This is a genomic window from Methylobacterium sp. XJLW, assembly GCF_003254375.1.
Classification (GTDB): Bacteria; Pseudomonadota; Alphaproteobacteria; order Rhizobiales; family Beijerinckiaceae; genus Methylobacterium; species Methylobacterium fujisawaense.
Map to the genome: position 1 here is coordinate 5,218,921 of NZ_CP016429.1, position 22,726 is coordinate 5,241,646.

A 22,726-nucleotide genomic window follows, 5' to 3' on the forward strand; every position below is an offset into this window, starting at 1 on the left:
GGCCGTCTCCTATGGATTGCCGAGGAGGCGGCGGGCCGCCTGGATGGTGCGGTCGTTGCGCTGGTCGACGACGCGGCCCTGGTAGAGATTCCGGTCGGCGAGGCGTTGCTGGAGCGCGGCCCAGAAGCCGACGCCCCATTTGTCCTGCTCGAGGTTCTGCAGGATCTCGGTGGACTTGAGTTCGAGGGCGCGGATCGTCATGTCGGCCGCCTTGCCGGGATCCCGCTGCAGGCCGGCGCCGCCGATATCGAACAGGAACGCCGCCGAGGCCGCCGCGGGGGCGAAGGAGGCCTCGCCCGCGAGGCGCTCCAGATACCGCCGCGCCAAGAGGCCGTCGGGGGCGGTGATCCGCTGCTCCGTGTTCGCCGGCGACAGGAGCAGCGCGTAGAGATACTGCGCCACCGAGACCCCGCTCTCCGCCAGGCTCCTGAGCTTCGCCTCGTCGGCGGCGTTGGTGGTGGCGCTCTTGAACAGCGCCATCAACGCCTCGACGCTCGGTGCGGAGGCGGGTGGTGTCGCGGGCGGTGTCGCGGGCGGCGGCGTGCCCGGCTTTCCGGGGCCGGAATTGCCCGCCCCGGAATTGCCCGCCCCTGGATTGCCGGTCCCCGGATTGGTCTGCGGGCCGGCGGCCCTGCCGGCCAGCGCCTGCACGGCCGCGCGCGTCTGCGGCGTCGCCGACCCGTCGGCGGGGCCCGTGTAGAAGCCGCGCTTCGCGAGATTGCGCTGGATCGCCGCCACGAGGTCGGGGGGCTGGCGGCCGAGCTCGTCCGTGAAGGTGGTGACCGCCAGCGGCAGCTTGGCCGCCACCGTGTCCATGTAGAGATCGGCGGCCTTCTGCGGATCGCGCGGGACGCCGCTCTCGGCATCGGTGTAGCAGCCGGCGATCCAGTAGAGCGTCGACCAGGAATCGAGATAGGCGTTCCGGGCGGCGACCGGGTTCGCGTGGAAGGCCAGCCCGTAGCGGCAGCCCCGCTTGAGATCGTATTGGCCGCGGCCTCTGTTGAGCAGGAGCTCGGTCATGCCGCGCTGGGCCCCGGGGAAGCCGAGGTCGGCGGGCTTCTGGTAGTAGGTCAGGGCCTTGGCGGCATCGGGCTTGACGGGATTCTTGGCGTAGAGCGCGGCCCATTCGGGATTGTAGAGGGCGCCCATGAACGAGCGGGCGCTGACGTCGCCGGCCTCGGCACCCGCCTTGAGCTTCTCGAAGGCGGCCCTGTCGCCGTCCTTGCCGGCCTTGTCGAGCAGGTCGAGATAGAGCTTCTCGTTCTCCTTGCTGTCGGCGGGCTTGCCCCACTCGCCCGCGGGCTTCAGCAGCGCGAGGGCGAGGCCGGCCAGGAGCGCGACCGCGGCCTGGGGCAGGACCAGCCAGGCGAGGCGGTAGCGCGCATCCGCGTACCAGAGCGTCGCGTGCGCCCGGAGCCGGTCGGTCCCGATCAAGACGCCGCTCATGACTTGGCTTTCATGTAGGCGCGCAGGGCCGTGATGACCGCCGGATTGCGCGTGTTCTCGACCGGGAGCGTGTAGAAGCCGCGGGTGGTCAGTTCGGCCTGAAGGGCGCCCCAGAACCCGTCGCTCCAGTGCCCCGCCTCGGGGAACAGCAGCCAGAAGGTGATCTGGTCGTCCTTGAGGTCGATGCCCCGCAGGGCGAGGGCCGCGGCCTTCCGGGGATCCTTGGCGACGTTGCCGTAGCCGGAATCGTAGAGCACCGCGGCCTCGCCCGCCGCCATGCCGTTCCCGGCGGCCGCGGCGCGCTCGTAGGCGGCCACGGCGACCTGCGCGTCCGGCGCGAAGACGTCGCCCTTGTTCATCACCGGGTTGAACAGGCGCGCATAGGCGGTGAGCGCGTCCGCGTCCCCGGCATCGGCCCGGCCCTTGAGCTCGGCCAGCTTCCGCCGGTCGCCGGCCCGGGCGGCGGTCGCGAGGGCGATCACCTCCGGATCCGGGCCCTTGGGCGCCATCCGCCGCGGCTCGGGCCGCGGGGTCGCGACCGTGTTGGTGATCCCCGCCTCCACCTGGAGGGCCGTGATGATCCCGGGATTGGGCCGCCCGTCCACGGGGCCGATATAGCGACGCTGCTCGGCCAGATGCCGCTGGAGGCCCGACACCAGGGCGGGGTTCTGCTGGCCGAGATTGTTGATGAAGGCGTCCATCGTCGGCCGGTGCTTGCGCCACAGCACCGCGGTCACCAGCCCCCCGGCCCGGACCGGGTCCTGCGGCAGGCCGCTCTCGGGCTCGACGTAGCAGGTGGCGAGCTTGACGGTGAGCCGCTCCTCGCCGGTGATCGTGCGCTCGAGCGTCTCGGGATCGTCGAACCAGGTCTGGGCGAGGCGGCAGCCGCGCCGGAGGTCGCGGTTGGGGTTGGCCGGATCGAGCAGCACGTCCGCGAGGCGCGCCACCGCCAGGAGGTCGCCGATCGCGGCGCCCGGTCCGTAGAGGGCGGCCGCCCGGGCGAAATCGTTCGGCGCGGGCTTGCTGGGAAAGTAGGCGGCGGTCAGCGGGTCGTAGAGCGTCCCGAGCTTGGTCGCGGCGTCGATCTGGCCCCGGGTGGCCGCGGCGGTCAGCGCGTCGAACGCCGTGCGGTCGCCGTCCTTGCCGGCCCGGTCGCGCAGGGCGCTCAGCTCGGCGATCCGCGCCTTCGAGGCGGTGGCCGGCTGACCCCAGACGCCCTGCGCGGCCAGCGCCATGCATAGGCCCGCCACCGCGCAGGTCACGGCCTGCGGCAGGGCGAGCCAGGCCAGGCGGTAGCGGCGATCGTCGTACCAGAGGGTCGCGTGCGCGCGCAGCCAGTCCTCGCGTGCGATGCTCATGGCCGCGACGGCTCCCGGGCCGTCACGACAATGCGGCGGGGCGCGGGGCGCCGCCGCCGAGCGCCCGCTCGAAATCCACGAGCTCGAACTGGCCGTAATCGCCCAGGGGATCGCTGGCGAGCCGCATCGCCTGGGCCTCGCGCAGGCGCTCCAGGAGGGTGCGCATCGCGCGGGCATTCGCCCAGTCGTGCCGCTGCGCGCGCTGCTCGACCCACGGGATCAGCAGGGTCTCGAAGCGCGGCGGCAGCCGGAAGGATTGCCGCGACGCCATCAGGCGCAGGATCTCGACGAGGTCGTAAGGATCGTAGGCCGGGAATTCGACGGTCTTGGTGAAGCGGCCGGCGAGGCCGGGATTCGTGTCGATGAACCGCGCCATGTCGCCGGTGTAGCCGGCGACGATCACGATGATCCGGTCGCGGTTGTCCTCCATGAACTTGAGGAGGGTGTCGATCGCCTCCTTGCCGAAGTCGCTTCCGCCCCCGCCGCCCTCGGCCAGGGTGTAGGCCTCGTCGATGAACAGGATGCCGTCGAGGGCCTCGCGGCAGCGCTCCAGGGTCTTGGCCGCGGTCTGGCCGACATAGCCCGCCACCAGCCCGGCCCGGTCGACCTCGACCACGTGCCCCTTCCGCAGGACGCCGAGCGCCCGGAAGATGTCGCCCATGATGCGCGCCACCTCGGTCTTGCCGACGCCGGGCGGGCCGGTGAACACCATGTGCTGGCTCACCGCGCCGACCTCGATGCCCTCGGCGCGGCGCCGGGCATCGACCAGCACCCGCGCCGCCACGGTCTTCACCTGCTCCTTGACCGGCGCGAGCCCGATCATCGCGTCGAGGCGGGCCATGACCTTCCGGGCCGCGTCCATGTCGACCGCGCCGCCGGCCTGGCGGCCGAGGGCCGCGGCGATGTCGGCGGGCTCGAGCCGGTTGATGTCGCCGCCGGGGCTGGCGGCGAGGCGCAGCGCCTGCGCCTGGCGGGCCTTCTCCAGCACCGTGCGCATCTCGCGGGCATTGGCCCAGTCCTCGGCCTTGGACCGGGCGCCGACATAGGCCGCGAGGTCCTTCTCGAACCCCTCCGGCATGACGAAGCCCTGGCCGGCCGCCATGCGCTTCAGGATCTCGGCGAGTTCCGGCGGGCTGTAGGGCGGGAACTCGACGGTCTTGGTGAAGCGGCTGGCAAGCCCCGGATTCGTGTCGATGAACCGGCGCATGTCGTTGGTGTAGCCGGCGACGATCACGATGATCCGGTCGCGGTTGTCCTCCATGAACTTGAGGAGGGTGTCGATCGCCTCCTTGCCGAAGTCCCCGCCGCCGCCGCCGGCGGCCAGGGTGTAGGCCTCGTCGATGAACAGGATGCCGTCGAGGGCCTCGCGGCAGCGCTCCAGGGTCTTGATCGCGGTCTGGCCGGCATAGCCCGCCACCAGCCCGGCCCGGTCAACCTCCACGACGTGGCCCTTGCGCAGCACCTTCAGCGCCTTGAAGACGTTGCCGAGGATCCGGGCGACCTCGGTCTTGCCGACGCCGGGGGGCCCGGTGAACACCATGTGCTGGCTCATGGCCGCCACCGGCAGGTTCTGGGCGCGGCGCTGCTGCTCCACCTGCATCCGGGCGATGACGCCCTTCACCTCCAGCTTCACGGGGTCGAGGCCGACCATGCCGTCGAGGGTCGCGAGCGCGGTGGCCAGGAGGTCCTTCTTCTCCGCGCCCGCGCCGTCGTCCACGAAGCGGATCGGGCGGATCCTGCGGCTCGCCCGGGCCTGGTCCAGGGCGCGCCGCGTCGCCTCGATCCGCGCCGGGATGTAGCTCGCCGCCAGGAGGCCCCCGACGAGGCCGCCGAGGATCAGGCCGTTGCGCAGCAGGGCCGCGGGCGTCGCGGCGAGCGGCCCGAGCAGGTCCGGCCGCAGGGCGACCAGCAGGCCGGTGGCACCCAGCACGATGACCGCGAAGAGCGCGACCGGATGCTTGTCGAGGCGTTCCATGGACGTGACAAACCTTGGTGCTGGCCGTGGTGCTGAGCGGGCGCGGGGCGTCCCGCGATCGTCTCGCCGTCAGGCGTCCTCGCCGGTGGCGCGGAGCAGATCGACGATCTCCAGGCGGCGCAGGTCGCCGCCCTGCAGGGCGACCCGGGCGGCCTGGGCCTCGCGGGCCTTCTCCAGGAGGGTCCGCATCTCGCGGGCGTTCGACCAGTCCTCGGCGCGGGACCGCTGCGCGAGCCAGGGGGTGAGCGCCGCCTCGAACCCCTCGGGGAGCGCGAATTGCTGCCGGGCCGCCATGCGCTTCAGGATCTCGCAGAGATCCTTCGGGCTGTAGGGCGGGAATTCGACGGTCTTGGTGAAGCGGCCGGCCAGTCCCGGATTGGTGTCGATGAACCGGCGCATGTCGTTGGTGTAGCCGGCGACGATCACGATGATCCGGTCGCGGTTGTCCTCCATGAACTTGAGGAGGGTGTCGATCGCCTCCTTGCCGAAGTCGCCCCCGCCGCCGCCGCCGGCGGCCAGGGTGTAGGCCTCGTCGATGAACAGGATGCCGTCGAGGGCCTCGTGGCACTTCTCCAGGGTCTTGGCCGCGGTCTGGCCGACATAGCCCGCCACCAGGGCCGCGCGGTCGACCTCCACGAGATGCCCGCGGCGCAGCACCTCGAGGGACCGGTAGATCTCGCCGATCGCCCGGGCGACCTCGGTCTTGCCGACGCCTGGAGGCCCGGTGAACACCATGTGCTGGCTGATCGCCGCCACCGGCAGGCCCTCGGCGCGCCGCCGCTGCTCCAGTTCCAGCCGCGCGATCAGGGCGTTGACCTCGCGCTTGACCGGCGCGAGCCCGACCATGTTCTCCAGATTCGCGATCACGGCCTCGGGAGACCGGGCCTCCACGACCCGGCGCGGCGCCACGATCAGGCGCGGCAGGGCGAGCAGGCCCCCGGCCGGCTGCCCGAGGCCGGCCTCCGCCTTGCGGGCGGCCGTCGCGGTCGCGGCGAGGCCCAGCGCCGCCAGCAGGGCGACGGCGATCCCGATCGCCGCCCTCCACCGCAGCTCCGCTCCGGCGGCGTTCCACCAGGCGACCGGGCCGTAATCGGTGCTCAGCAGGAGCGGCGTGAGGACCGCGACCACGAGGCCGGAGACGACGAAGGGGAGGATGGCGGATTTCGACATCCGTCAGCCTCCGCAGGGCTTGCTGGTGTTCCAGATCACGGGGATCCGCTTGACGCCCGCGGTGGTATCGACCGTCAAACCCGGGGTCAGCTCGACGAACACGTCCTTGGCGGCGCCCTCGATGACGATCTCGCCCTTGCCGGCCTCGTAGGGGGCCGGGAACGGGACCGCGATGTTGATCGGCCCGTCGGTGATGTTGAAGGCCGGCGACAGGTAGTTCCCGGCGCGGATGCGCACCACACCGCCGGCATCGGCCTTCGTCTTCGACAGGCGCATCAGGCCCAGGGGCGCCCGGCAGGCCTTGGCTTCGGCGACGATCTTGTCCTTCTCGTCGGCGGGCAGGGTTTCGGCGGCCTTGTCGATCTGGCCCGTCTTGACGAGGTTCAGGGCCGGCCGCTCGGCCGTCCCGGCGGTCTCGCCGCCGCCCGAGAGCAGCACGCCCGCGACGGCGCCCGCTGCCACCAGCCCGCCCACGATCGCGATGAGGCTCGGCGACAGGGCCGGCTTGGCGGATGCCGCCGGGCTCGGGGCCGCGTGGGGACCGGACAGCCTGTCCTGAGCCTGCCGCTCAGCATTCTGGCGCTCGACTTCCGACATCCAGCAGGCCCCCGAACATGGAACGACGTAATTCGTGCGCCGCATCGGCACGCACGACAGGACAAACAGCCTTGATGTTTTTGGAAAGATTCAAAAGAACCGGCGGCCGATGCCTGTCATCATGACGGGCTGACTTCTAGGCATGCGGAAAAAACCGGTCTACTAGTGTATCTGACCTATCGTCGCACCCTTGACAGGGCCTGGATTTCATCCGGCATGGCCCTGTGCTGGGGACGTCGTGGGGAAAGATTCCGATGCTGCGATCGGGAGTGGAATGAACGGCTCCGCGCGCGAGACCCTCATCGTCGCCGACGATCATCCGCTGTTCCGCGAGGGCATGCGGCGCATCACCGAACGGCTCTATCCCCAGGCCCTCGTCCGGGAGGCCGCCACGATGGAGCAGGTCCTGGCAATGGCCCGCACCGGGCCGCCGCCCCGGGCGTTCTTCCTCGACCTTCTGTTCCCCGGCCTCGATCCCCGGCACTCCATCGGAGCGCTGCGCGTCGAGTTCGAGCGGGCCTCGATCGTCGTCGTGTCGATGACCGACGACGAGGGCCTGATCCGGACCGTCATGGCCGAGGGCGCCGACGGCTTCATCGGCAAGGCGTTGCCGGCAGCGGAGATCGCCCAGGCGATCGCGGCGATTCGCGACGGGGAGTTCGTGATCCGGCGAAGCCCCGTCTCGGGCCTCGCCCTACCGCGCGGACCGCTCCCGCCCCTGACGCAGCGCCAGCGCGACGTGCTGCGCCTCGTCGCCCGGGGGCACACCAACAAGGAGATCGCCCGGGAACTGGACATCTCGCCCTTCACCGTCCGCATCCACGTCTCGGCGCTCCTGCGGGCCCTCGACGTCACCTCCCGTTCCGCGGCGGCCGCGAAAGCCGCTACGGCCGGTGTCGGCGAATGAGGGGGGCGGGGCGGCGGCTGCGGCGCGTCCGATCGTACACCTGTCCGAATGTCGCCGTCGCGGACCCCGTGGCAAGGGCCGGGGCATGAGGCGATCGGGACACGGGGTCGGGCGTCCGGCCCGCATGCGGCGTCTGGCGGGTCTGGGCCTGGCGGGGCTGTCCGGACTGGCCGCCCGGCCCGCTGCGGCCGATCCCGACCTCGCCATGCTGCCGCATGCCACGGTGCTGGCGGCGATCTGCGGGCGGCCCGCCGACAAGGAAGCCGAGACCTGCCGGATGAAGGACGGCCGCACGGCGGAGTTCTGGACCGCCGCGATGTTCTCCACCGAGACCGGGAGCTGGTTCACCGGGTTCGTCACGATGCCGGCGCCGGGTGAGGATGCCGCCGCGCCCAACCGGCGGAGCGTCGCGGCCGCCACCTACGCCCTCAAGGACATGCGCTGGCGTCTCGCGGGGGTGCAGACCCTGTCCGGGCGGATCGGGGCCGGAAACCGCAACGGCAGCGCCCCGGCGGTGGACGAGCAGCGAGGCGCGGTGTTCAAGCCGCTGAGCCGGGGGCGCCTCCTGATGGGCCTGCGCCTTGCGGCTTCCGGTGCGGCCGGGGCCCGCGACTTCTCCTTCCTCCTCCTGCAGTTCTACGGGGCGCCGACGCGTTGGGTGCTGGCGGGTGAGGTTTCGGCCGGCTCGGACGGCTCGGCCGCCTGCGTCGAGGAGGAGCCCTGCCGGATGGGCACGAGCGAGGGCCGGCTGGAGATCCGGCCGGAGGATCCCCGCGATCCCGCCGCGTGGCCCCCGGTCCGGGTCACCCTCAGCGGCACCGTGCTGGGCGCGGACGGCAGCCTGCGTCCGGCCACGGACCGGGATGCCCGCCTCTATCGATTCGACCCGGCCACCGGCACCTACCGCTGAGGCCGGCCACCCGGCCGGCCTCCCGGAGGGCCACCCGCCACGCCACGGGGTGCCGGTCGCCGGGAGCACTCGGCCGTGGAGCGAGACTATTTTTGCAGTGTCGTAAACAAGATCACACTGAATATTTTCCAAATCGATGTTGTTGCGATGATCGGACTGGGCTGTGCCGAGGACTTTCGAGGATTGTCGAGGATTGTATAGCCGCCCGGCGCCCGGAAATGCCGTCCGCGTCGCCCGATCGCCCCTTCTTTTTACCCCTGGTAGTGCTGCTCACCCTCAGGTAGGCTTGAGAGATCTGTCCTCGGTCGGCGACGGTTGCGGCCGTTGCCCGGGTCCGGGCGGTGATACGGCTGGGCAGTTCGCACGATGACGCGACAGCAGGATACCGGGGCCGGCAGGAGGGGGGGCGGGCCGTATGCCGGAGGCGCAGCCCCCGTGAAGTCCCGGGACGGCGTCGGGGCCGTGCCGTTCGCTTCCGGCCCGGCCTGATCGCCGATGTTCCAGCCGCGCCGCCAGCGGGACGAGGCGTACGACAACGAGAAGGCGCAGGCCCTCATCCGAGCCGTCGTCATCGGCTGCGCCTGCCTGTATCTCCTGCCCCAGATCTACGGTGGCATCGCCCCGCCGGAAGCCCGGTTCGTCGCCTATCTCGTGACCGGCCATTGGGTCTTCGCCGTCGCGCTGTACGGCTGGATCGCCCGGCATCCCGGCAGCAACACGCCGCGCCGCGTCGTCACCTTCGCCCTCGATCTCGGCGGAATGACCTACGCGATGGCCGTGGGCGGCGCGCCGTTCCTGCCGCTCTACGCGATCGTCATCCGGCTGATCGTCGGCAACGGCCTGCGCTACGGGTGCACCTCCCTGAAGGCGTCCACGGCCGCGGCCCTGGTCTCGCTCGCGGTCACGACGTATTTCAACGCGTACTGGCGCGGCAATCCGTTTCTCGTCCTGACGCTGGCGGCCATCACCGTCCTCGTGCCGACCTACATCTACAGCCTCCTGGAGCGTCTGCGCCGCGCCTATGAGCGTGAGCAGGAGGCGAACCTGTCCAAGTCGCGCTTCCTGGCTCAGGCGAGCCACGATCTGCGCCAGCCGATCCATGCCATCAGCCTGTTCACCGCCTGCCTGCGGGACGCCGCGCTGGGTCGGGAGGAACTGCAGATGGTCGAGAACATCGACCGGTCGCTGCAGAGCGTCTCGCGCCTGTTCAAGTCGCTTCTGGATATCTCGACCCTCGACAGCGGCCGGGTGGTGCCCCGCCCCGAGCCTGTCCCGATCAACGACATCCTCGACGACGTGTGGCGCCAGAATTCGGAGGCCGCCCAGCTTGCCGGGACGGTCCTGCGCCGCCGTGCCTGCGCCAGCGTCGTGGACACCGACCGGGCGCTGCTCACGACGATGCTGCAGAACGTCGTCAACAACGCGATCAAGTACGCGCCCGGCCGGCCGATCCTGATCGCGTGCCGGCGGCGGGGCGGTCGGCTCGCCATCCAGGTCTACGATCGCGGCCCGGGAATCCCGGCCGAGCATCAGGACAGGGTCTTCGACGAATTCTACCAGATCCGCCGCCGCGGCGACCGGGACGTCGAGGGCGTGGGCCTGGGCCTGCCGATCGTCCGGCGGCTCGGCGCGCTGCTGGACCTGGCGGTGACGCTGCGCTCGGTGCCGGGGCGCGGAACCTGCGTGACCATCGGCGACCTCCCCCTCGCCGAGGCTCCGGTGCCCGCGGCCCCGCGCGACGCCCTCGACCCGCCGGCGACGATCGGCGGGCTGCGCGTGCTGCTGGTGGAGGATGACGGCGCCGTCCTGCGGGCGACGGCCAGCCTGTTGCGTAAATGGGGATGCCGCGTTCAGGCCGAGGCCGGGATCCCCGCTGCGCTGCCCGAGATCGACCTCCTCATCACCGACTTCGAACTCGGGAGCGGCGTGACGGGAACGGAGTGCATCGCGGCGGTCCGCGGCCTGGCGGGCCGTGCGCTGCCGGCGGTGGTGATGAGCGGCCATGACGAGGCGCGCGTGCGCGAGGATCTGGGCGCACCGGACATCCCGATCCTCTCGAAGCCGGTTCGGCCGGCCGAGCTGCGCTCCGTCCTCATCGCCGCCAGCATCAGGCTGCGCCCGCGGCCGGTGCCGGTCGCGTGAGGCCGGCGCGCATGCGGTCGCGGATTTCCCCTTACCGGGCCAGATCGCGCCGGTCCTTGCCGGTACCCTTGCCGAGACGCTCCGTCCCCTCCCCGCCGGCCTGAGGGTCGATCATCGCCTTCAGCAGCGCGTCCCGGGTGAGGCCGTGCTCGGTGGCGATCTGCGAGACGATCCGGAGCGCCTGGGCGGCGGGGGAGCGGTCGGTCACCGGCAGCCGTGCGAAGGCCTGGCTGACGCGCGTGCCCGCCACGTATCCGATGACGATCCCGACGATCACGCCGCAGGCTCCAGCCAGGATCAGGACACCGATCTTCATGAGTCACCCGTCAGCGGTTGCGAGGCTGGCGCCTTCTGACGCTCCTGCGCGGGTGCTTTCAAGCCGGACCGTGCCGACCCGGCAGCCGGCGGGACGCCCGCGTCGCGCGGAGCCCGATTCTCACAGGCGGGCGATGGCGTGACCGAATCGGTCGCCGCCGTCAGCCCTGCTCCGCGCGGTCCGCACCGTCGCGCGATTCGGCCTCTCGGCGGGCCGCGCGGGCCTGGGCGATGAGGTCGATGGCCGTCAGCGCGGCGTTCGCCCCCGTGCCGCCGGCCAGCAGCAGGCCCGGCGGCATCGTCCGGATCTGGGGGCGGCCGCTACGACCGCCGCGGCGTCCGGTTCTTCGATCGGTCGCGTTCGTCATGAGGCCCCACCGCCTGTCAGCGCGGACCGGTCTGCGGACGCGGCCTTGGTAGGGAGATGGTGACCAGCTCGCCGGTGATCGGATCCAGGATCGTCATGGGCGCCCCCGTGGTTGACCCCCATGGCGAACCCAAATTGTGGTTTAACCTTGGCCGAACGAGGCGGTGAACACAGATTTCGTGACCGGAATTTCGGATGCCCATCGTCTGATTGCTGAACATCCGTCCAAATAATCGGATCGGAGGTCCGGATTCCCAAGTGCCTCCGGCGCAGCACCGGCAGGGGCGTGGCGACCGGCGCGCCCTACACCGACATCCACCGGAGCACGTCGGCCTCGACCATCCCGGCCCGGGGGCCGGCGAGCACCACCTGCCCGCGATCCATCACCGCGTAGGAATCGCAGAGGTCGCGCGCCCACGCGAAATACTGCTCGACCAGCACGATCGCCATCTCGCCCTTGGACCGGAGATAGGTGATCGCCCGGCCGATATCCTTGATGATCGAGGGCTGGATGCCCTCCGTGGGCTCGTCGAGCACGAGGAGCTTCGGCCGGGTCACCAGCGCCCGGGCGATGGCGAGCTGCTGCTGCTGGCCCCCCGAGAGATCGCCGCCGCGCCGGTGCAGCATGTCCTTGAGCACCGGGAACAGGTCGTAGATCTCCCCCGGGATGTGGCGGTCGCGGCGCTTCAGCGGCGCGAAGCCGGTCTCCAGGTTCTCCTTGACGGTGAGCAGCGGGAAGATCTCGCGGCCCTGGGGCACGAAGGCGATCCCGGCCCGCGCCCGGTCGTAGGGGGCGAGGTTCTGAATGGGACGGCCGTCGAGCCGGATCGCGCCGGAGCGCACCGGCTGCTGGCCGACGATCGCCCGCATGAGCGAAGTCTTGCCCACGCCGTTGCGGCCGAGCACCGTCGTCACCTGCCCGGCCTCGGCCGTCAGGGAGACGCCGCGGAGCGCCTGGGCGGCGCCGTAATAGAGATCGATGCCTTCGACACTGAGCATGGTCATCGTCCCAGATAGACTTCGACCACCCGCGGGTCGGCCGAGACCGCGTCGATCGAGCCCTCGGCCAGCACCGCGCCCTCGTGCAGGCAGGTGACCCGGCAGCCGAGGTCGCGGACGAAGTGCATGTCGTGCTCCACCACGAGGACGGCGTGCTCGCCCGCGATCCGCCGGAGCAGCCGGGCGGTCTCGGCGGTCTCAGCGTCGGTCATGCCGGCCACAGGCTCGTCGACCAGCAGGAGCTTGGGGGCCTGGGCGAGGAGCATGCCGATCTCCAGCCACTGCTTCTGGCCGTGGCTGAGATCGGCGGCCGGGCGGCCCCGGTGGGCCAGCAGGCCGACGGTCTCCAAGAGGGCGTCGATCCGCGCGGCCTCCACCCGGTTGCGCCAGCCGAACAGGGAGGCGAAGGCCGCGCGGGGGCCTTTGAGGGCGAGGAGGATGTTGTCGGCGACCGTGTGGCTCTCGAACACGGTCGGTTTCTGGAACTTGCGGCCGATGCCGAGGTCGGCGATCGCCGGCTCGTCGCTCCTGAGCAGGTCGTGGGTGCCGTCGAACAGCGCGATGCCGCTGTCCGGCCGGGTCTTGCCGGTGATGCAGTCCATCATGGTGGTCTTGCCGGCGCCGTTCGGCCCGATGATCGCCCGCAACTCGCCCCGGGCCAGGGTCAGCGACAGGCCGCGCAGGGCCTTGTAGCCGTCGAAGGTGACCCGCAGGTCGTCGAGGTAGAGGAGCGCGTCCGTCTCCCGCTTCCGGTTGGCGGGGCCCCGGGCGTCCGGGCGCTCAACGAGGTCGGTGCTCACGAGCCCTGCCCTTCTTCGGCGAGTTTCGGGGCGATGTCGGGCTCCGGCGGCAGCGTGGCGGCGGCGCGCCGGGAGCCGAGACGCTCGATCGCGGTGCCGACGAGGCCGCGCGGCAGGAACAGCGTCACGACCACGAACAGGCCGCCGAGCGCGAACAGCCACGCGTCGGGCATCGCGCCGGTGAGCACGGTCTTGGCGTAGTTGACCAGCACGGCGCCCAGAGCCGCGCCGACCAGCGTGCCGCGCCCGCCCACCGCCACCCAGATCACCGTCTCGATGGAGTTGGTGGGGGCGAACTCCCCCGGGTTGATGATGCCGACCTGCGGCACGTAGAGGGCGCCGGCGACGCCGGCCATCATGGCCGAGACCGTGAAGGCCAGCGTCTTGAAGTGCTCCGGCCGGTAGCCGAGGAAGCGCGTGCGGCTCTCGGCATCGCGCACGGCGATCAGGATCTTTCCATACGCCGAGACCGTCATGACCCGGGCGATCAGGTAGCCCGAAGCCAAGGCCACGCCGGTCGCCACGAAGATGCCGACGCGGAAGTTTTGGGACTGGACGGAAAATCCCAGAAGATCCTTGAAGTCCGTGAGGCCGTTGTTGCCGCCGAGGCCCATGTCGTTGCGGAAGAAGGCGAGCATCAGCGCGTAGGTCAGCGCCTGTGTGATGATCGACAGGTAGACGCCCGTGACCCGCGACCGGAAGGCGAGCCAGCCGAACACGAAGGCGAGCAGCCCCGGCACCAGCAGCACCATCAGGGCCGCGAAGGCGAAGTGGTCGAAGCCCAGCCAGTACCAGGGCAGGGCCTTGTAGTTCAGGAACACCATGAAGTCGGGCAAGACCGGGTTGCCGTAGACGCCCCGGGAGCCGATCTGGCGCATCAGGTACATGCCCATCGCGTAGCCGCCCAGCGCGAAGAACGCCCCGTGGCCGAGCGAGAGGATGCCGCAATAGCCCCAGACGAGGTCGAGGCTCACCGCGAGCAGCGCGTAGGCGAGGTACTTGCCGAACAGCGAGACGAGGTAGGTCGGCAGGTGCAGGCCGGAGCCCTCCGGCACCGCGAGGTTCAGCACCGGCACGGCGCCGCAGAAGGCGGCCAGGACGGCGAGGAAGATCCAGCCCTTCAGGTCGATGAGAGGGGGGCGGGACGGCATGGGGCTCACGATTCCACCGCCCGGCCCTTGAGCGCGAACAGGCCGCGCGGGCGCTTCTGGATGAACAGGATGATGAAGACCAGGAGGCCGATCTTGGCGAGCACCGCGCCGACATACGGCTCGGCGAGCTTGTTGACGACGCCGAGTGTCAGCGCCGCCACCAGCGTCCCCCAGAGGTTGCCGACGCCGCCGAACACGACCACGAGGAACGAGTCGATGATGTAGCCCTGGCCGAGATTGGGCGAGACGTTGTCGATCTGCGACAGCGCCACCCCGGCGATGCCGGCGATGCCGGAGCCGAGCCCGAAGGTCAGGGCATCGACGTAGGGGGTGCGGATGCCCATGGCGGCGGCCATGCGCCGGTTCTGGGTGACCGCCCGGGTCTTCAGGCCGAACGACGTTTTTCTGAGCACGAACAGCAGGCCCAGGAACACGGCCAGCGCGAACGCGATGATCCACATCCGGCCCCAGGTGATCGACAGGCCGTAGAAATCGAAGGCGCCGCTCATGAAGGCGGGGGCGCCGACCTCGCGGTTGGTCGGACCGAAGATTGAGCGCACGCCCTGCTGCAGCGCGAGGCTGACCCCGAAGGTGGCGAGCAGCGTCTCCAGCGGGCGCCCGTAGAGGAAGCGGATGATGAACCGCTCGATCAGCACGCCGACGAGGCCGGCGACCAGGAACGCGCAGGGGATGCTGATCGCCAGCGACCAGCCGAACAGGGACGGCGCCTGGGTGCGGATCAGCTCCTGCACGCCATAGGTCGTGTAGGCGCCGAGCATCACCATCTCGCCGTGGGCCATGTTGATCACGCCCATCACCCCGAAGGTGATGGCGAGTCCGATGGCGGCGAGCAGCAGGACCGAGCCCAGCGAGATCCCGTACCAGACGTTCTGGAGGGCCCCGAGGATCGCGAGCCGCGTCTCGATCGCCGCGATGCCCCGGGCGGCGGCATTGCGCACCGCCTCGCTCGGATCCGCCGCCAGACCGCGCAGGATGCCCATCGCGTCGCCATCGCCCCGGGCCTGGATGGCGGGAATTGCGCCAATCCGGTCGGTCTCCGCGGTGCCGGGCCTGGCGAGCAGCACGGCGGCGCGGGCCTCGGTCAGCGCCTGCCGGACGGGCGCGCTGGTCTCGCGCGCCAGGGCGGCGTCGAGGGCCGGCAGGGCCGCCGCGTCCCTTGCCTTGAACACCGCGTCGGCGGCGATGCGCCGCTTTCCCGGATCGGGGCTCGCGAGGTCGAGCTGCCCGCGGGCGGCCTCGATCGCCCGGCGGACCCGGTTGTTGGCGCGCACGGGTTTGAGGTCGGGACTGTCGGCGGCGGCGGCGCCGGTCCGGGCGTCGACCAGAGTGCCGCCCTGCCGGATCAGCAGGGTCCTGTCGGCGGGGCGCACCAGCAGCCGTCCGTCCGACAGGGCCGACAGGATCGCGTCCGCGCGCGGGTCGCCGCTGGCGGCGAGGCCGGAGACGCCCGCCTCGATCTCGGCGTAGCCGTCCCCGGCGAGCTGGCCGTAGGGATCGGGCGCCTGGGCCAGCGCGGGGGCGGCCAGCAGCAGGACGAGGAGGGTGAGGAGACGGAGCATCGAGACTTTCGTTGCGCCTGGGAAGCGGGACGGGGACGCGTGCGGCACCTGAGTTCGCCAACGGGCGGCCGCGGTCTGCACGGATCGGTCGATGCGAGGCGCGACAGGCCCCCTCTCCCGCACGGGAGAGGGTTGGGGTGAGGGGTGCGCGCTGTCCGGAAGGACCCGATCCCTCACCCTGTCCCTCTCCCGCACGGGTGAGGGGACCCGCGCCTCACCGCGATCCGAAGGTGCCGGACCGAACTGGAGGTCCGGCACCTCCGTTCAGCGGGAGGGCCCCTCAGGCGCCGCCGCAGGTCTTGGTCTTGGTGTTGTAGTTACCGCACTTGAGCTTGACCCAGTCGGCCTCGAGGTCCTTCGAGCCCTCGAGCTGCTTCGACCACGCCTCGCCGGGGATCAGCCTGTCGGTCTTCCAGACCACGTCGAACTGGCCGTTCGCCTCGATCTCGCCGATGAAGACCGGCTTGGTGATGTGGTGGTTCGGCAGCATCGTGGCGGTGCCGCCGGTGAGGTTCTTCTGCTCGATGCCCGGCAGGGCGTCGATCACCTTGTCGGGGTCCGTGGTGCCGGCCTTCTCGACCGCCTTCACCCACATGTTGAAGCCGATATAGTGGGCCTCCATCGGGTCGTTGGTGACGGCCTTGGGGTTCTTCTTGAACGCCTGCCACTTCTTGATGAAGGCCTCGTTCTCCGGCGTCTTGATCGACTCGAAGTAGTTCCAGGCGGCGAGGTGGCCGACCAGCGGCTTGGCGTCGATGCCGGCGAGCTCCTCCTCGCCCACCGAGAAGGCGACGACCGGGATGTCGGTCGCCTTGATGCCCTGGTTGCCGAGCTCCTTGTAGAACGGCACGTTGGCGTCGCCGTTGATGGTCGAGACCACGGCGGTCTTCTTGCCGGCCGAGCCGAAGGCCTTGATCTTCGACACCTCGGTCTGCCAGTCCGAGAAGCCGAACGGCGTGTAGTTGATCAGGATGTCCTCGTCCTTGACGCCCTTGGACTTGAGGTAGGCTTCGAGGATCTTGTTGGTGGTGCGGGGATAGACGTAGTCGGTCCCCTCCAGCACCCAGCGCTTGGCGCCGCCGCCATCCTCCGACATCAGGTAGTCGACGGCCGGGATCGCCTGCTGGTTCGGGGCGGCGCCGGTGTAGAACACGTTCCGCTCGCTCTCCTCGCCCTCGTACTGGACGGGGTAGAACAGGATGTTGTCGAGTTCCTTGAACACCGGCAGCACCGACTTGCGCGACACGCTGGTCCAGCAGCCGAACACGGCCGCGACCTTGTCCTTGCTGATCAACTCGCGGGCCTTCTCGGCGAAGAGCGGCCAGTTCGAGGCCGGGTCGACCACCACCGGCTCCAGCTTCTTGCCGAGCACGCCGCCCTTGGCGTTCTGCTCGGCGATGAGCATCAGCATCGCGTCCTTGAGGGTGGTCTCCGAGATCGCCATCGTGCCCGACAGCGAGTGCAGGATGCCGACCTTGATGGTCTCCTGAGCCCGCGCGGGGCCTGCCCCCAGGGCGCCCATCGCGAGCCCGGCGGCCAGCGCGGCGGCCGAAGCCCAAGTTCCAAATGCCTTCATGGCGGTCCCCTGCGTCGTCTTCCTTGCGACGGTTCGGGGCTTCGCAAATCGTATGCCACATATTTAGGCATGCCTCATCGCGCGGCGGCCCGGCCGGAGCGGCGCACAGATGGGCGGCGTTTCGCCCGCGAGACCGGCAGCTTCATGCTGCTTCGGGCGGCGGCGGGATCAACCGGTGGGCATCTGCCATCGGGTTTTCGCCGACACGTTGATCGGGCGCGGATCGATGCCACTTACCTCAACCCGCGGCGCGCGGACGCGTCGCCCGACGGGCGGCAGCCCGCGGGCGGGTCGAAATCGGGTCCGGGCCTGTGCAGAAGGATGATATGGCAGAGCGCTACTATTTTCGCCTGAGCAGCGACGGCGAGACGATCGAGGACGAGGTGGGCGTCCTGGCCGCGTCGATCGCGCAAGCGGAAGCGGAGGCGCTGGTGCTGATCGAGGAGTTCCGGCGCGCCGGCGAGCTGCCGGACGCCGGGGAGGGCTGGCGCATGGAGATCCACGACGGGGCCGGCACCGTCCTGCGCACGCTTCAGCTTTCCTGATGCGCCGGGCTCACCCGCGCGATCCGGCCGAGCCTGGGCCTGACGGGCGGGTCTGCACGGCCTTTCCGTCGCGTGGCTCGTCCCGGCGCAGGCTGTGGATCCCAAACGGTCCGGCTCTTGCCCGGTTCTGCTGAACGCCGCATCCGGGCAGCGGTATGCCCGGCCGTTCAATGGTCCGGCGGATCGAGGCCGTCGGCATCCGGGGCCGGACGAGACGGTGATGTGATGACCCGAGGGAGTAGGAATAGGCGGTCGCGCGTTTACGCTGGCGCGGCTCGTGACGCGGCGCGGTCCTTCCGGAACATCCCTTGAACCCCTTCCTTCGCAAGCTGGCGCTGCGCGCAGACCTGGATGAGGCCGACATGGCCGCGCTGGACGCTGCGACCAGCGCGACCGCGCAGGTCGAGGCGGGGCGCGACTTGGTCTCGGAAGGCGAGCGGCCCGACGCCGCCTACGTGATCCTTCAGGGATTTGCCTGCCGCTACAAGCTCGTGCCCGACGGGGGGCGATCGATCCTCGCCTATCTGGTGCCCGGCGACGGCTGCGACCTGCACGCCTCCCTCCTCAACCGGGCGATCCACTCCGTGGCGACGCTGACGCCCTGCACCGTCGCCTCCGTGCCCTACCGGACGATCAAGGAGCTCGCCGCCCGCCGGCCCAACATCTACCGCGCCCTGTGGTGGTCGGTTCTGGTCGACGAAGCCGTGCTCCAGGAATGGCTGGTCGGGGTGGGGCGCCGGTCCGCCGACCGGCAGGTCGCCCATATCATCTGCGAACTCTTCGCCCGCCTGAATGCCGTCGGCCTCGGCCTGGAGCCCGACTACCGCCTGCCGCTGGCGCAGTCGGAACTGGCCGACACGGCGGGGCTCTCGAACGTCCACCTCTCGCGGGTCCTCTCGGATCTGCGCAGGGCCGGACTGATCGAGAGCGGACGCAAGAGCGTGCGCGTGCCGAACCTGAAGCGACTGCAGGACTTTTCCGGCTTCACGCCGGATTACCTCCTGCTGCCCGGATCGACCCAGACCCCGGAGGCGCTCGGCGCGCTCCCCCAGATGACCGGGCAGGTGCGGGCGGCATCGGGACCGTGAGCGCCGCCGGGGCCGGTGGGGGCCCGCATCGTCCTCCCGGGCCCGGATCTCACCGGCTGTCGCCGTCCCACGCCGTCTCGGGATCCTCGGCGACGTGGCGCCCGATCCGGGCGGTGAGCGGCACGCGGATCGCGCAGCGCAGCCCATCCGGCGCAAAGTGCAGATCGACCGCCGCGCCGAGCTCGTAGGCCAGCATCTCCGTCAGCACGTCCGTGCCGAAGCCGCGCCGGCACGGGGCCGTGATCCCGCTGCCGCCGGTCTCGGCCCAGGCGAGGCTGAGGACAGGCGGCTCGACCTCCAGGTTCACCCGCCACGTGGCGCGGATCCGGCCCTGCGGGAGCGCCAGGGATCCGTGTTCCACCGCGTTGCTGGTCAGTTCGTGCAGGGCCAGCGCAAGAACCTGGGCGGTCTTGGGGCGGAGGCGGACCCGCGGGCCGGCGAGGGTCGCCTGCTCCCCTTCCCGCGCGAGGTGGAACATCAACTCGTCGGAGATCAGGGTGTGCAGGTCGGCATCGCCGAACGCGTCCGTCGCGGCCTGCACGCGCATGATCGCGCCGAACCGTCCGTCGAGATGCGCCACGTAGCTCTCGACATCCGCGGCGCTCTCGGCGGACCGGTGCATGACCGTGCGCAGCATCGCCATCGTGTTGCGCATCCCGTGGCGCAGGCTGTCCGGAAGGCCGGCTTCGTCGAGCAGCCGGCGCAGGCGTGCGTTGTCGGCCTCCAGAGCCGAGAGTCGCTCCGCCGGGTCGCGAGGGTCTGTCATGCCGGGCCACTCCGGATGTCGTTCAACCTGCCTCAATCGCCACGGGGCCGGCAGGGTTCAGCATGCGACGATGCGGTCGACCTCCGTGCGGTGCAGATAGGCGGCGTCGAAATGCGCGAGCCGGGCGAGTGCCGCCGGGTCGTGGATGGTCAGGCGCCGGCTGCGCAGGGTGATCAACCCCAGGCCGCGCAGCTCCTGAAGCGTCCGATTGATGTGCACGCTGGTCTGGCCCATGGCGTCGCCGAGATCGTTCTGCGTCATCGGCATCGCGCAGGTATTGCCGTCCGCCAGCCCGATCGCCGTCAGCCGCGCATGCAGCTCGCAGAACAGGTGGGCGAGGCGCTCGATGCCGGTCCGGCTGCCGAGGCTGACGGTCCACTCGCGCTGGATCGCCGCGGTGGCCAGGCTCTCGCGATGGAAGGCCAGGTCGAGCCGCGGGCTGCGGGCGGTCAGATCCCGCATCGCGCTGCCGGAGATCTGGCCGAGGAGCACGGGCGTGATCGCCCCGATCGTGTGATCCATCTCGTCGAGGAGGAACACATGCGGATCGCACGGATCCCCCGGAAGCAGGAGCGAGACGATCTGGCGGCGCCCGTTGGCGAACTGCCGGTACCGGCAGGCCCAGCCGTCGAGGATCACGTTGATGGCGCGGGGATCGTCGCCCTCGTGGATGATGTCGGTGCGCGGGGCGACCATGCGGCTCGGGCCCATGGCGTCGGCCAAGCACATCCGGTCGTCTTCCGAGAGCCGGACGTAGCAATTGAGCTTGTGCGCGAGCGGGCTTGGCATGGCTGCATCTCCGCAACGGCCTGAGCGTGCAACCCTACATTTTGTTTCCGCGCATGAATACTTACATGGATTAGTTTATGCTACCACAAGGTGTCTTTCCGCCCCTGCTGCCGGGCTGATTCAGCGATGTCCGGGCTCTGTCGCCGCGCCGGCAGGGCAAGATCTGACCGTCCCGTGCGGCCCGTCGGCGCGACGATGGAGGCGATCTCGTGCCGCGGCTCCCCAGCGGGAGAATGTTCGCGTGTCGTCCTGAAATTGGAAAGACTGTGCTTTTGACTTCATTCGCCCTGAGCAGCAGGATTTGAACAGCAGGAGCGTCGAACTGTCCTCCCGGGACGGATCATCGTCTTGCGTCTCGTCTTCTCTCAACGGGTGCCGCCGGTTCGCGCCGAAGCGGGCGGCCTGTCCTGAACGGAATCCGGATCATGCAGCCTGCGCTGCGCCTCGTTCGAACGGGACGGGACGGCAATCGGCCCCTCCTCCCGGGGCCCGCCCCCCGCCCGGCTGCCGTCCCCGCCCCCGGCGGGAGCCCGCATCGGGACCGGGCGGGACGGGTCCTGTCGGTCGAGGGGCTGTCCCTCGCTTTCGGCGGCACGGTGGCCTTCGCGGAGATCGACCTCGCGGTCGGGGCCGGCGAGATCCATGCGGTGATCGGGCCGAACGGCGCCGGCAAATCCTCGCTGATCAACGCGATCACCGGCCTCTATGCGCCTCAGGCCGGGCGGGTGCGGATCGGCGCGGAATCCTTCGCCCGGGTGCCGGCCGGGCGGCTCGCCGCACTGGGCGTGGCCCGGACCTTCCAGAACCTCGCCCTGTTCACGGGCCTGAGCGTCCGCGACAACGTCCTGGCGGGGCTCGCGGCGGCGCGGCGCGCCGGGCTCGGGGCCCAGATCCTGGGCCTGCCGTCGGCCCGGCGGGAGGCGCGGGCGCACCGCGACGCCGCCGAGGCCGTGATCGGCCGCCTCGGCCTCGGAGCCGTGGCCGACCGTCCGGCGGGCAGCCTCCCCTACGGGCTCCAGAAGCGGGTCGAACTCGGCCGGGCCCTGGTGGCCCGGCCGCGACTCCTGCTCCTCGACGAGCCGATGGCCGGCATGACGGCGACCGAGAAGGCCGAGATGACCGGCTTCATCCGGGCGGCGCGGGAGACGTCCGGGGCCGCGATCGTCCTGATCGAGCACGATATCGGCGTCGTCATGCGCCTCTCCGACCGGGTGACCGTGCTCGACCACGGCCGCCGCATCGCCACCGGCACGCCGGCGGAGGTGCAGGCGGACCCGGCGGTCATCGCCGCCTATCTGGGACTCGCGGACGGGGATGCGGACGGGGATGCCGACACGGGCGCGGCCGCCGCATGAGCCCGGATCTCGCCTTCCTGATCGAGGTCGTGGTCGGCGGCCTCCTGTCGGGCGTGATGTACGCCCTCGTGGCGATCGGCTTCGTGCTGATCTACAAGACCTCGGGCGTGCTGAACTTCGCGCAGGGCGCGATGGTGCTGTTCGCCGCCCTCACCTTCGTGAGCCTGACCGAGCGCGGCCTGCCCTTTCCCGCAGCGCTCGCCGCGACCCTCGCCGCGATGGTGGTGGTCGGCCTCGCGGTGGAGCGGACGGTGCTGCGGCCGCTGGTCAACCAGCCGCCGATCACCCTGTTCATGGCGACGCTGGGCGTCGCCTACGTGATCGAGGGCGCGGCCCAGCTCGCCTGGGGCACCCAGGTCCACGGGCTCGACCTCGGCATCGACGACACGCCGATCGATCTCGGCGGCGTGCTGATGAGCCGGTTCGACCTGTTCGCCGCCGCGACCGCCGGCCTGATGGTGGCGCTCCTCTCCGCCTTCTTCCGCTACACCCGCACCGGCCTCGCCTTCCGGGCGGTGGCGGACGATCCGCTGGCCGCCCTCAACACCGGCCTGCGCCTGCCCCGGATCTGGTCGGCGGTCTGGATCGCCGCCGGGATCGTCGCGCTGGTGGCGGGGCTGCTCTGGGGCGCGCGGCTCGGCGTGCAGTTCTCCCTGTCGCTGGTGGTGCTGAAGGCCCTGCCGGTGCTCGTGCTCGGCGGCTTCGATTCCATCGCCGGGGCGATCGTGGCCGGGCTGATCGTCGGCGCGGTGGAGAAGCTGTCGGAGGTCTATCTCGGGCCCGTCATCGGCGGCGGCATCGAGGGCTGGATCGCCTACGTGGCGGCGCTGGGCTTCCTGCTGGTCCGGCCGTCGGGCCTGTTCGGCCTGCGCGCCGTCGAGCGGGTCTGA

General features: G+C 70.9%; 21 protein-coding genes. 7 read left to right on the forward strand and 14 right to left on the reverse strand.

Annotation, left to right across the window (positions count from 1 at the left end; all coding sequences use genetic code 11):
* Window positions 1–9: 9 nt before the first annotated feature.
* The 5 genes from A3862_RS24100 to A3862_RS24120 form a co-directional block, all read right to left on the reverse strand.
* Window positions 10–1,446, reverse strand: coding sequence for a peptidoglycan-binding protein (locus A3862_RS24100; protein WP_043756595.1), 1,437 nt, complete (start codon window positions 1,444–1,446; stop codon window positions 10–12).
* On the reverse strand, window positions 1,443–2,804 hold the full coding sequence (locus A3862_RS24105) for a hypothetical protein (protein WP_043756594.1): 1,362 nt from the start codon (window positions 2,802–2,804) through the stop codon (window positions 1,443–1,445). The genes A3862_RS24100 and A3862_RS24105 overlap by 4 nt, the downstream gene beginning before the upstream one ends.
* A gap of 22 nt (window positions 2,805–2,826) precedes the next feature.
* Window positions 2,827–4,779: an AAA family ATPase gene (locus A3862_RS24110; protein ID WP_043756593.1), complete on the reverse strand. Its 1,953-nt coding sequence runs from the start codon at window positions 4,777–4,779 to the stop codon at window positions 2,827–2,829.
* Between the two features lie 69 nt (window positions 4,780–4,848).
* Window positions 4,849–5,949 carry an AAA family ATPase gene (locus A3862_RS24115; protein WP_043355315.1) on the reverse strand — a complete coding sequence of 367 codons (1,101 nt, stop codon included), beginning with the start codon at window positions 5,947–5,949 and terminating at the stop codon, window positions 4,849–4,851.
* 3 nt (window positions 5,950–5,952) lie between these two features.
* Complete coding sequence (locus A3862_RS24120; RefSeq protein ID WP_043389344.1) at window positions 5,953–6,546, reverse strand: hypothetical protein; 594 nt, start codon at window positions 6,544–6,546, stop codon at window positions 5,953–5,955.
* 274 nt (window positions 6,547–6,820) lie between these two features.
* On the opposite strand from A3862_RS24120, the gene A3862_RS24125 reads away from it, so the two are divergent.
* The 3 genes from A3862_RS24125 to A3862_RS24135 all read left to right on the forward strand — a co-directional run bounded on the left by A3862_RS24125 (window position 6,821) and on the right by A3862_RS24135 (window position 10,505).
* On the forward strand, window positions 6,821–7,453 hold the full coding sequence (locus tag A3862_RS24125) for a LuxR C-terminal-related transcriptional regulator (protein WP_043389341.1): 633 nt from the start codon (window positions 6,821–6,823) through the stop codon (window positions 7,451–7,453).
* Between the two features lie 85 nt (window positions 7,454–7,538).
* Window positions 7,539–8,363, forward strand: coding sequence for a hypothetical protein (locus tag A3862_RS24130; protein WP_111474043.1), 825 nt, complete (start codon window positions 7,539–7,541; stop codon window positions 8,361–8,363).
* A gap of 495 nt (window positions 8,364–8,858) precedes the next feature.
* On the forward strand, window positions 8,859–10,505 hold the full coding sequence (locus A3862_RS24135; protein WP_111474044.1) for a hybrid sensor histidine kinase/response regulator: 1,647 nt from the start codon (window positions 8,859–8,861) through the stop codon (window positions 10,503–10,505).
* Window positions 10,506–10,536: 31 nt separating this feature from the next.
* Here the strand turns inward: A3862_RS24135 and A3862_RS24140 are convergent, their stop codons facing one another.
* The 7 genes from A3862_RS24140 to urtA all read right to left on the reverse strand — a co-directional run bounded on the left by A3862_RS24140 (window position 10,537) and on the right by urtA (window position 17,293).
* On the reverse strand, window positions 10,537–10,821 hold the full coding sequence (locus A3862_RS24140; RefSeq protein WP_043756588.1) for a hypothetical protein: 285 nt from the start codon (window positions 10,819–10,821) through the stop codon (window positions 10,537–10,539).
* Window positions 10,822–10,981: 160 nt separating this feature from the next.
* Window positions 10,982–11,119 carry a hypothetical protein gene (locus tag A3862_RS24145; RefSeq protein WP_236952905.1) on the reverse strand — a complete coding sequence of 46 codons (138 nt, stop codon included), beginning with the start codon at window positions 11,117–11,119 and terminating at the stop codon, window positions 10,982–10,984.
* 371 nt (window positions 11,120–11,490) lie between these two features.
* Window positions 11,491–12,186 carry an urea ABC transporter ATP-binding subunit UrtE gene (gene urtE, locus A3862_RS24150; RefSeq protein WP_043756581.1) on the reverse strand — a complete coding sequence of 232 codons (696 nt, stop codon included), beginning with the start codon at window positions 12,184–12,186 and terminating at the stop codon, window positions 11,491–11,493.
* Window positions 12,187–12,188: 2 nt separating this feature from the next.
* On the reverse strand, window positions 12,189–12,986 hold the full coding sequence (gene urtD, locus A3862_RS24155; RefSeq protein WP_043389328.1) for an urea ABC transporter ATP-binding protein UrtD: 798 nt from the start codon (window positions 12,984–12,986) through the stop codon (window positions 12,189–12,191).
* A complete protein-coding gene (urtC, locus tag A3862_RS24160) occupies window positions 12,983–14,137 on the reverse strand; it encodes an urea ABC transporter permease subunit UrtC (RefSeq protein ID WP_043756577.1) in 1,155 nt (384 codons plus the stop codon). The genes urtD and urtC overlap by 4 nt, the downstream gene beginning before the upstream one ends.
* 5 nt (window positions 14,138–14,142) lie before the next feature.
* Entirely contained in the window at window positions 14,143–15,717 is a 1,575-nt protein-coding gene (gene urtB, locus A3862_RS24165; protein WP_043756576.1) for an urea ABC transporter permease subunit UrtB, read from the reverse strand.
* Between the two features lie 280 nt (window positions 15,718–15,997).
* The gene (gene urtA, locus A3862_RS24170) at window positions 15,998–17,293 is read right to left on the reverse strand and encodes an urea ABC transporter substrate-binding protein (RefSeq protein WP_043756574.1); all 1,296 of its coding nucleotides are present in this window, start codon (window positions 17,291–17,293) and stop codon (window positions 15,998–16,000) included.
* 326 nt (window positions 17,294–17,619) lie between these two features.
* Between urtA and A3862_RS24175 the strand changes: the two genes are divergently transcribed.
* Window positions 17,620–17,838 (forward strand): DUF6894 family protein, encoded by a 219-nt coding sequence (locus A3862_RS24175; RefSeq protein ID WP_043756573.1) that lies wholly within the window; start codon window positions 17,620–17,622, stop codon window positions 17,836–17,838.
* A 308-nt stretch (window positions 17,839–18,146) separates the two neighbouring features.
* A complete protein-coding gene (locus A3862_RS24180) occupies window positions 18,147–18,926 on the forward strand; it encodes a Crp/Fnr family transcriptional regulator (RefSeq protein ID WP_043756572.1) in 780 nt (259 codons plus the stop codon).
* 49 nt (window positions 18,927–18,975) lie between these two features.
* Here the strand turns inward: A3862_RS24180 and A3862_RS24185 are convergent, their stop codons facing one another.
* Window positions 18,976–19,692 (reverse strand): HWE histidine kinase domain-containing protein, encoded by a 717-nt coding sequence (locus A3862_RS24185; protein WP_043355062.1) that lies wholly within the window; start codon window positions 19,690–19,692, stop codon window positions 18,976–18,978.
* A gap of 57 nt (window positions 19,693–19,749) precedes the next feature.
* Complete coding sequence (locus A3862_RS24190; protein ID WP_043389316.1) at window positions 19,750–20,481, reverse strand: Crp/Fnr family transcriptional regulator; 732 nt, start codon at window positions 20,479–20,481, stop codon at window positions 19,750–19,752.
* 425 nt (window positions 20,482–20,906) lie between these two features.
* Here A3862_RS24190 and A3862_RS24195 point away from each other — a divergent pair, with 425 nt between their 5' ends.
* Both A3862_RS24195 and A3862_RS24200 read left to right on the forward strand, forming a co-directional pair.
* Window positions 20,907–21,836, forward strand: coding sequence for an ABC transporter ATP-binding protein (locus tag A3862_RS24195; protein ID WP_043756571.1), 930 nt, complete (start codon window positions 20,907–20,909; stop codon window positions 21,834–21,836).
* Window positions 21,833–22,726, forward strand: a complete 894-nt coding sequence (locus A3862_RS24200) for a branched-chain amino acid ABC transporter permease (RefSeq protein ID WP_043756570.1) — start codon at window positions 21,833–21,835, stop codon at window positions 22,724–22,726. Before A3862_RS24195 ends, A3862_RS24200 begins: the two co-directional genes overlap by 4 nt.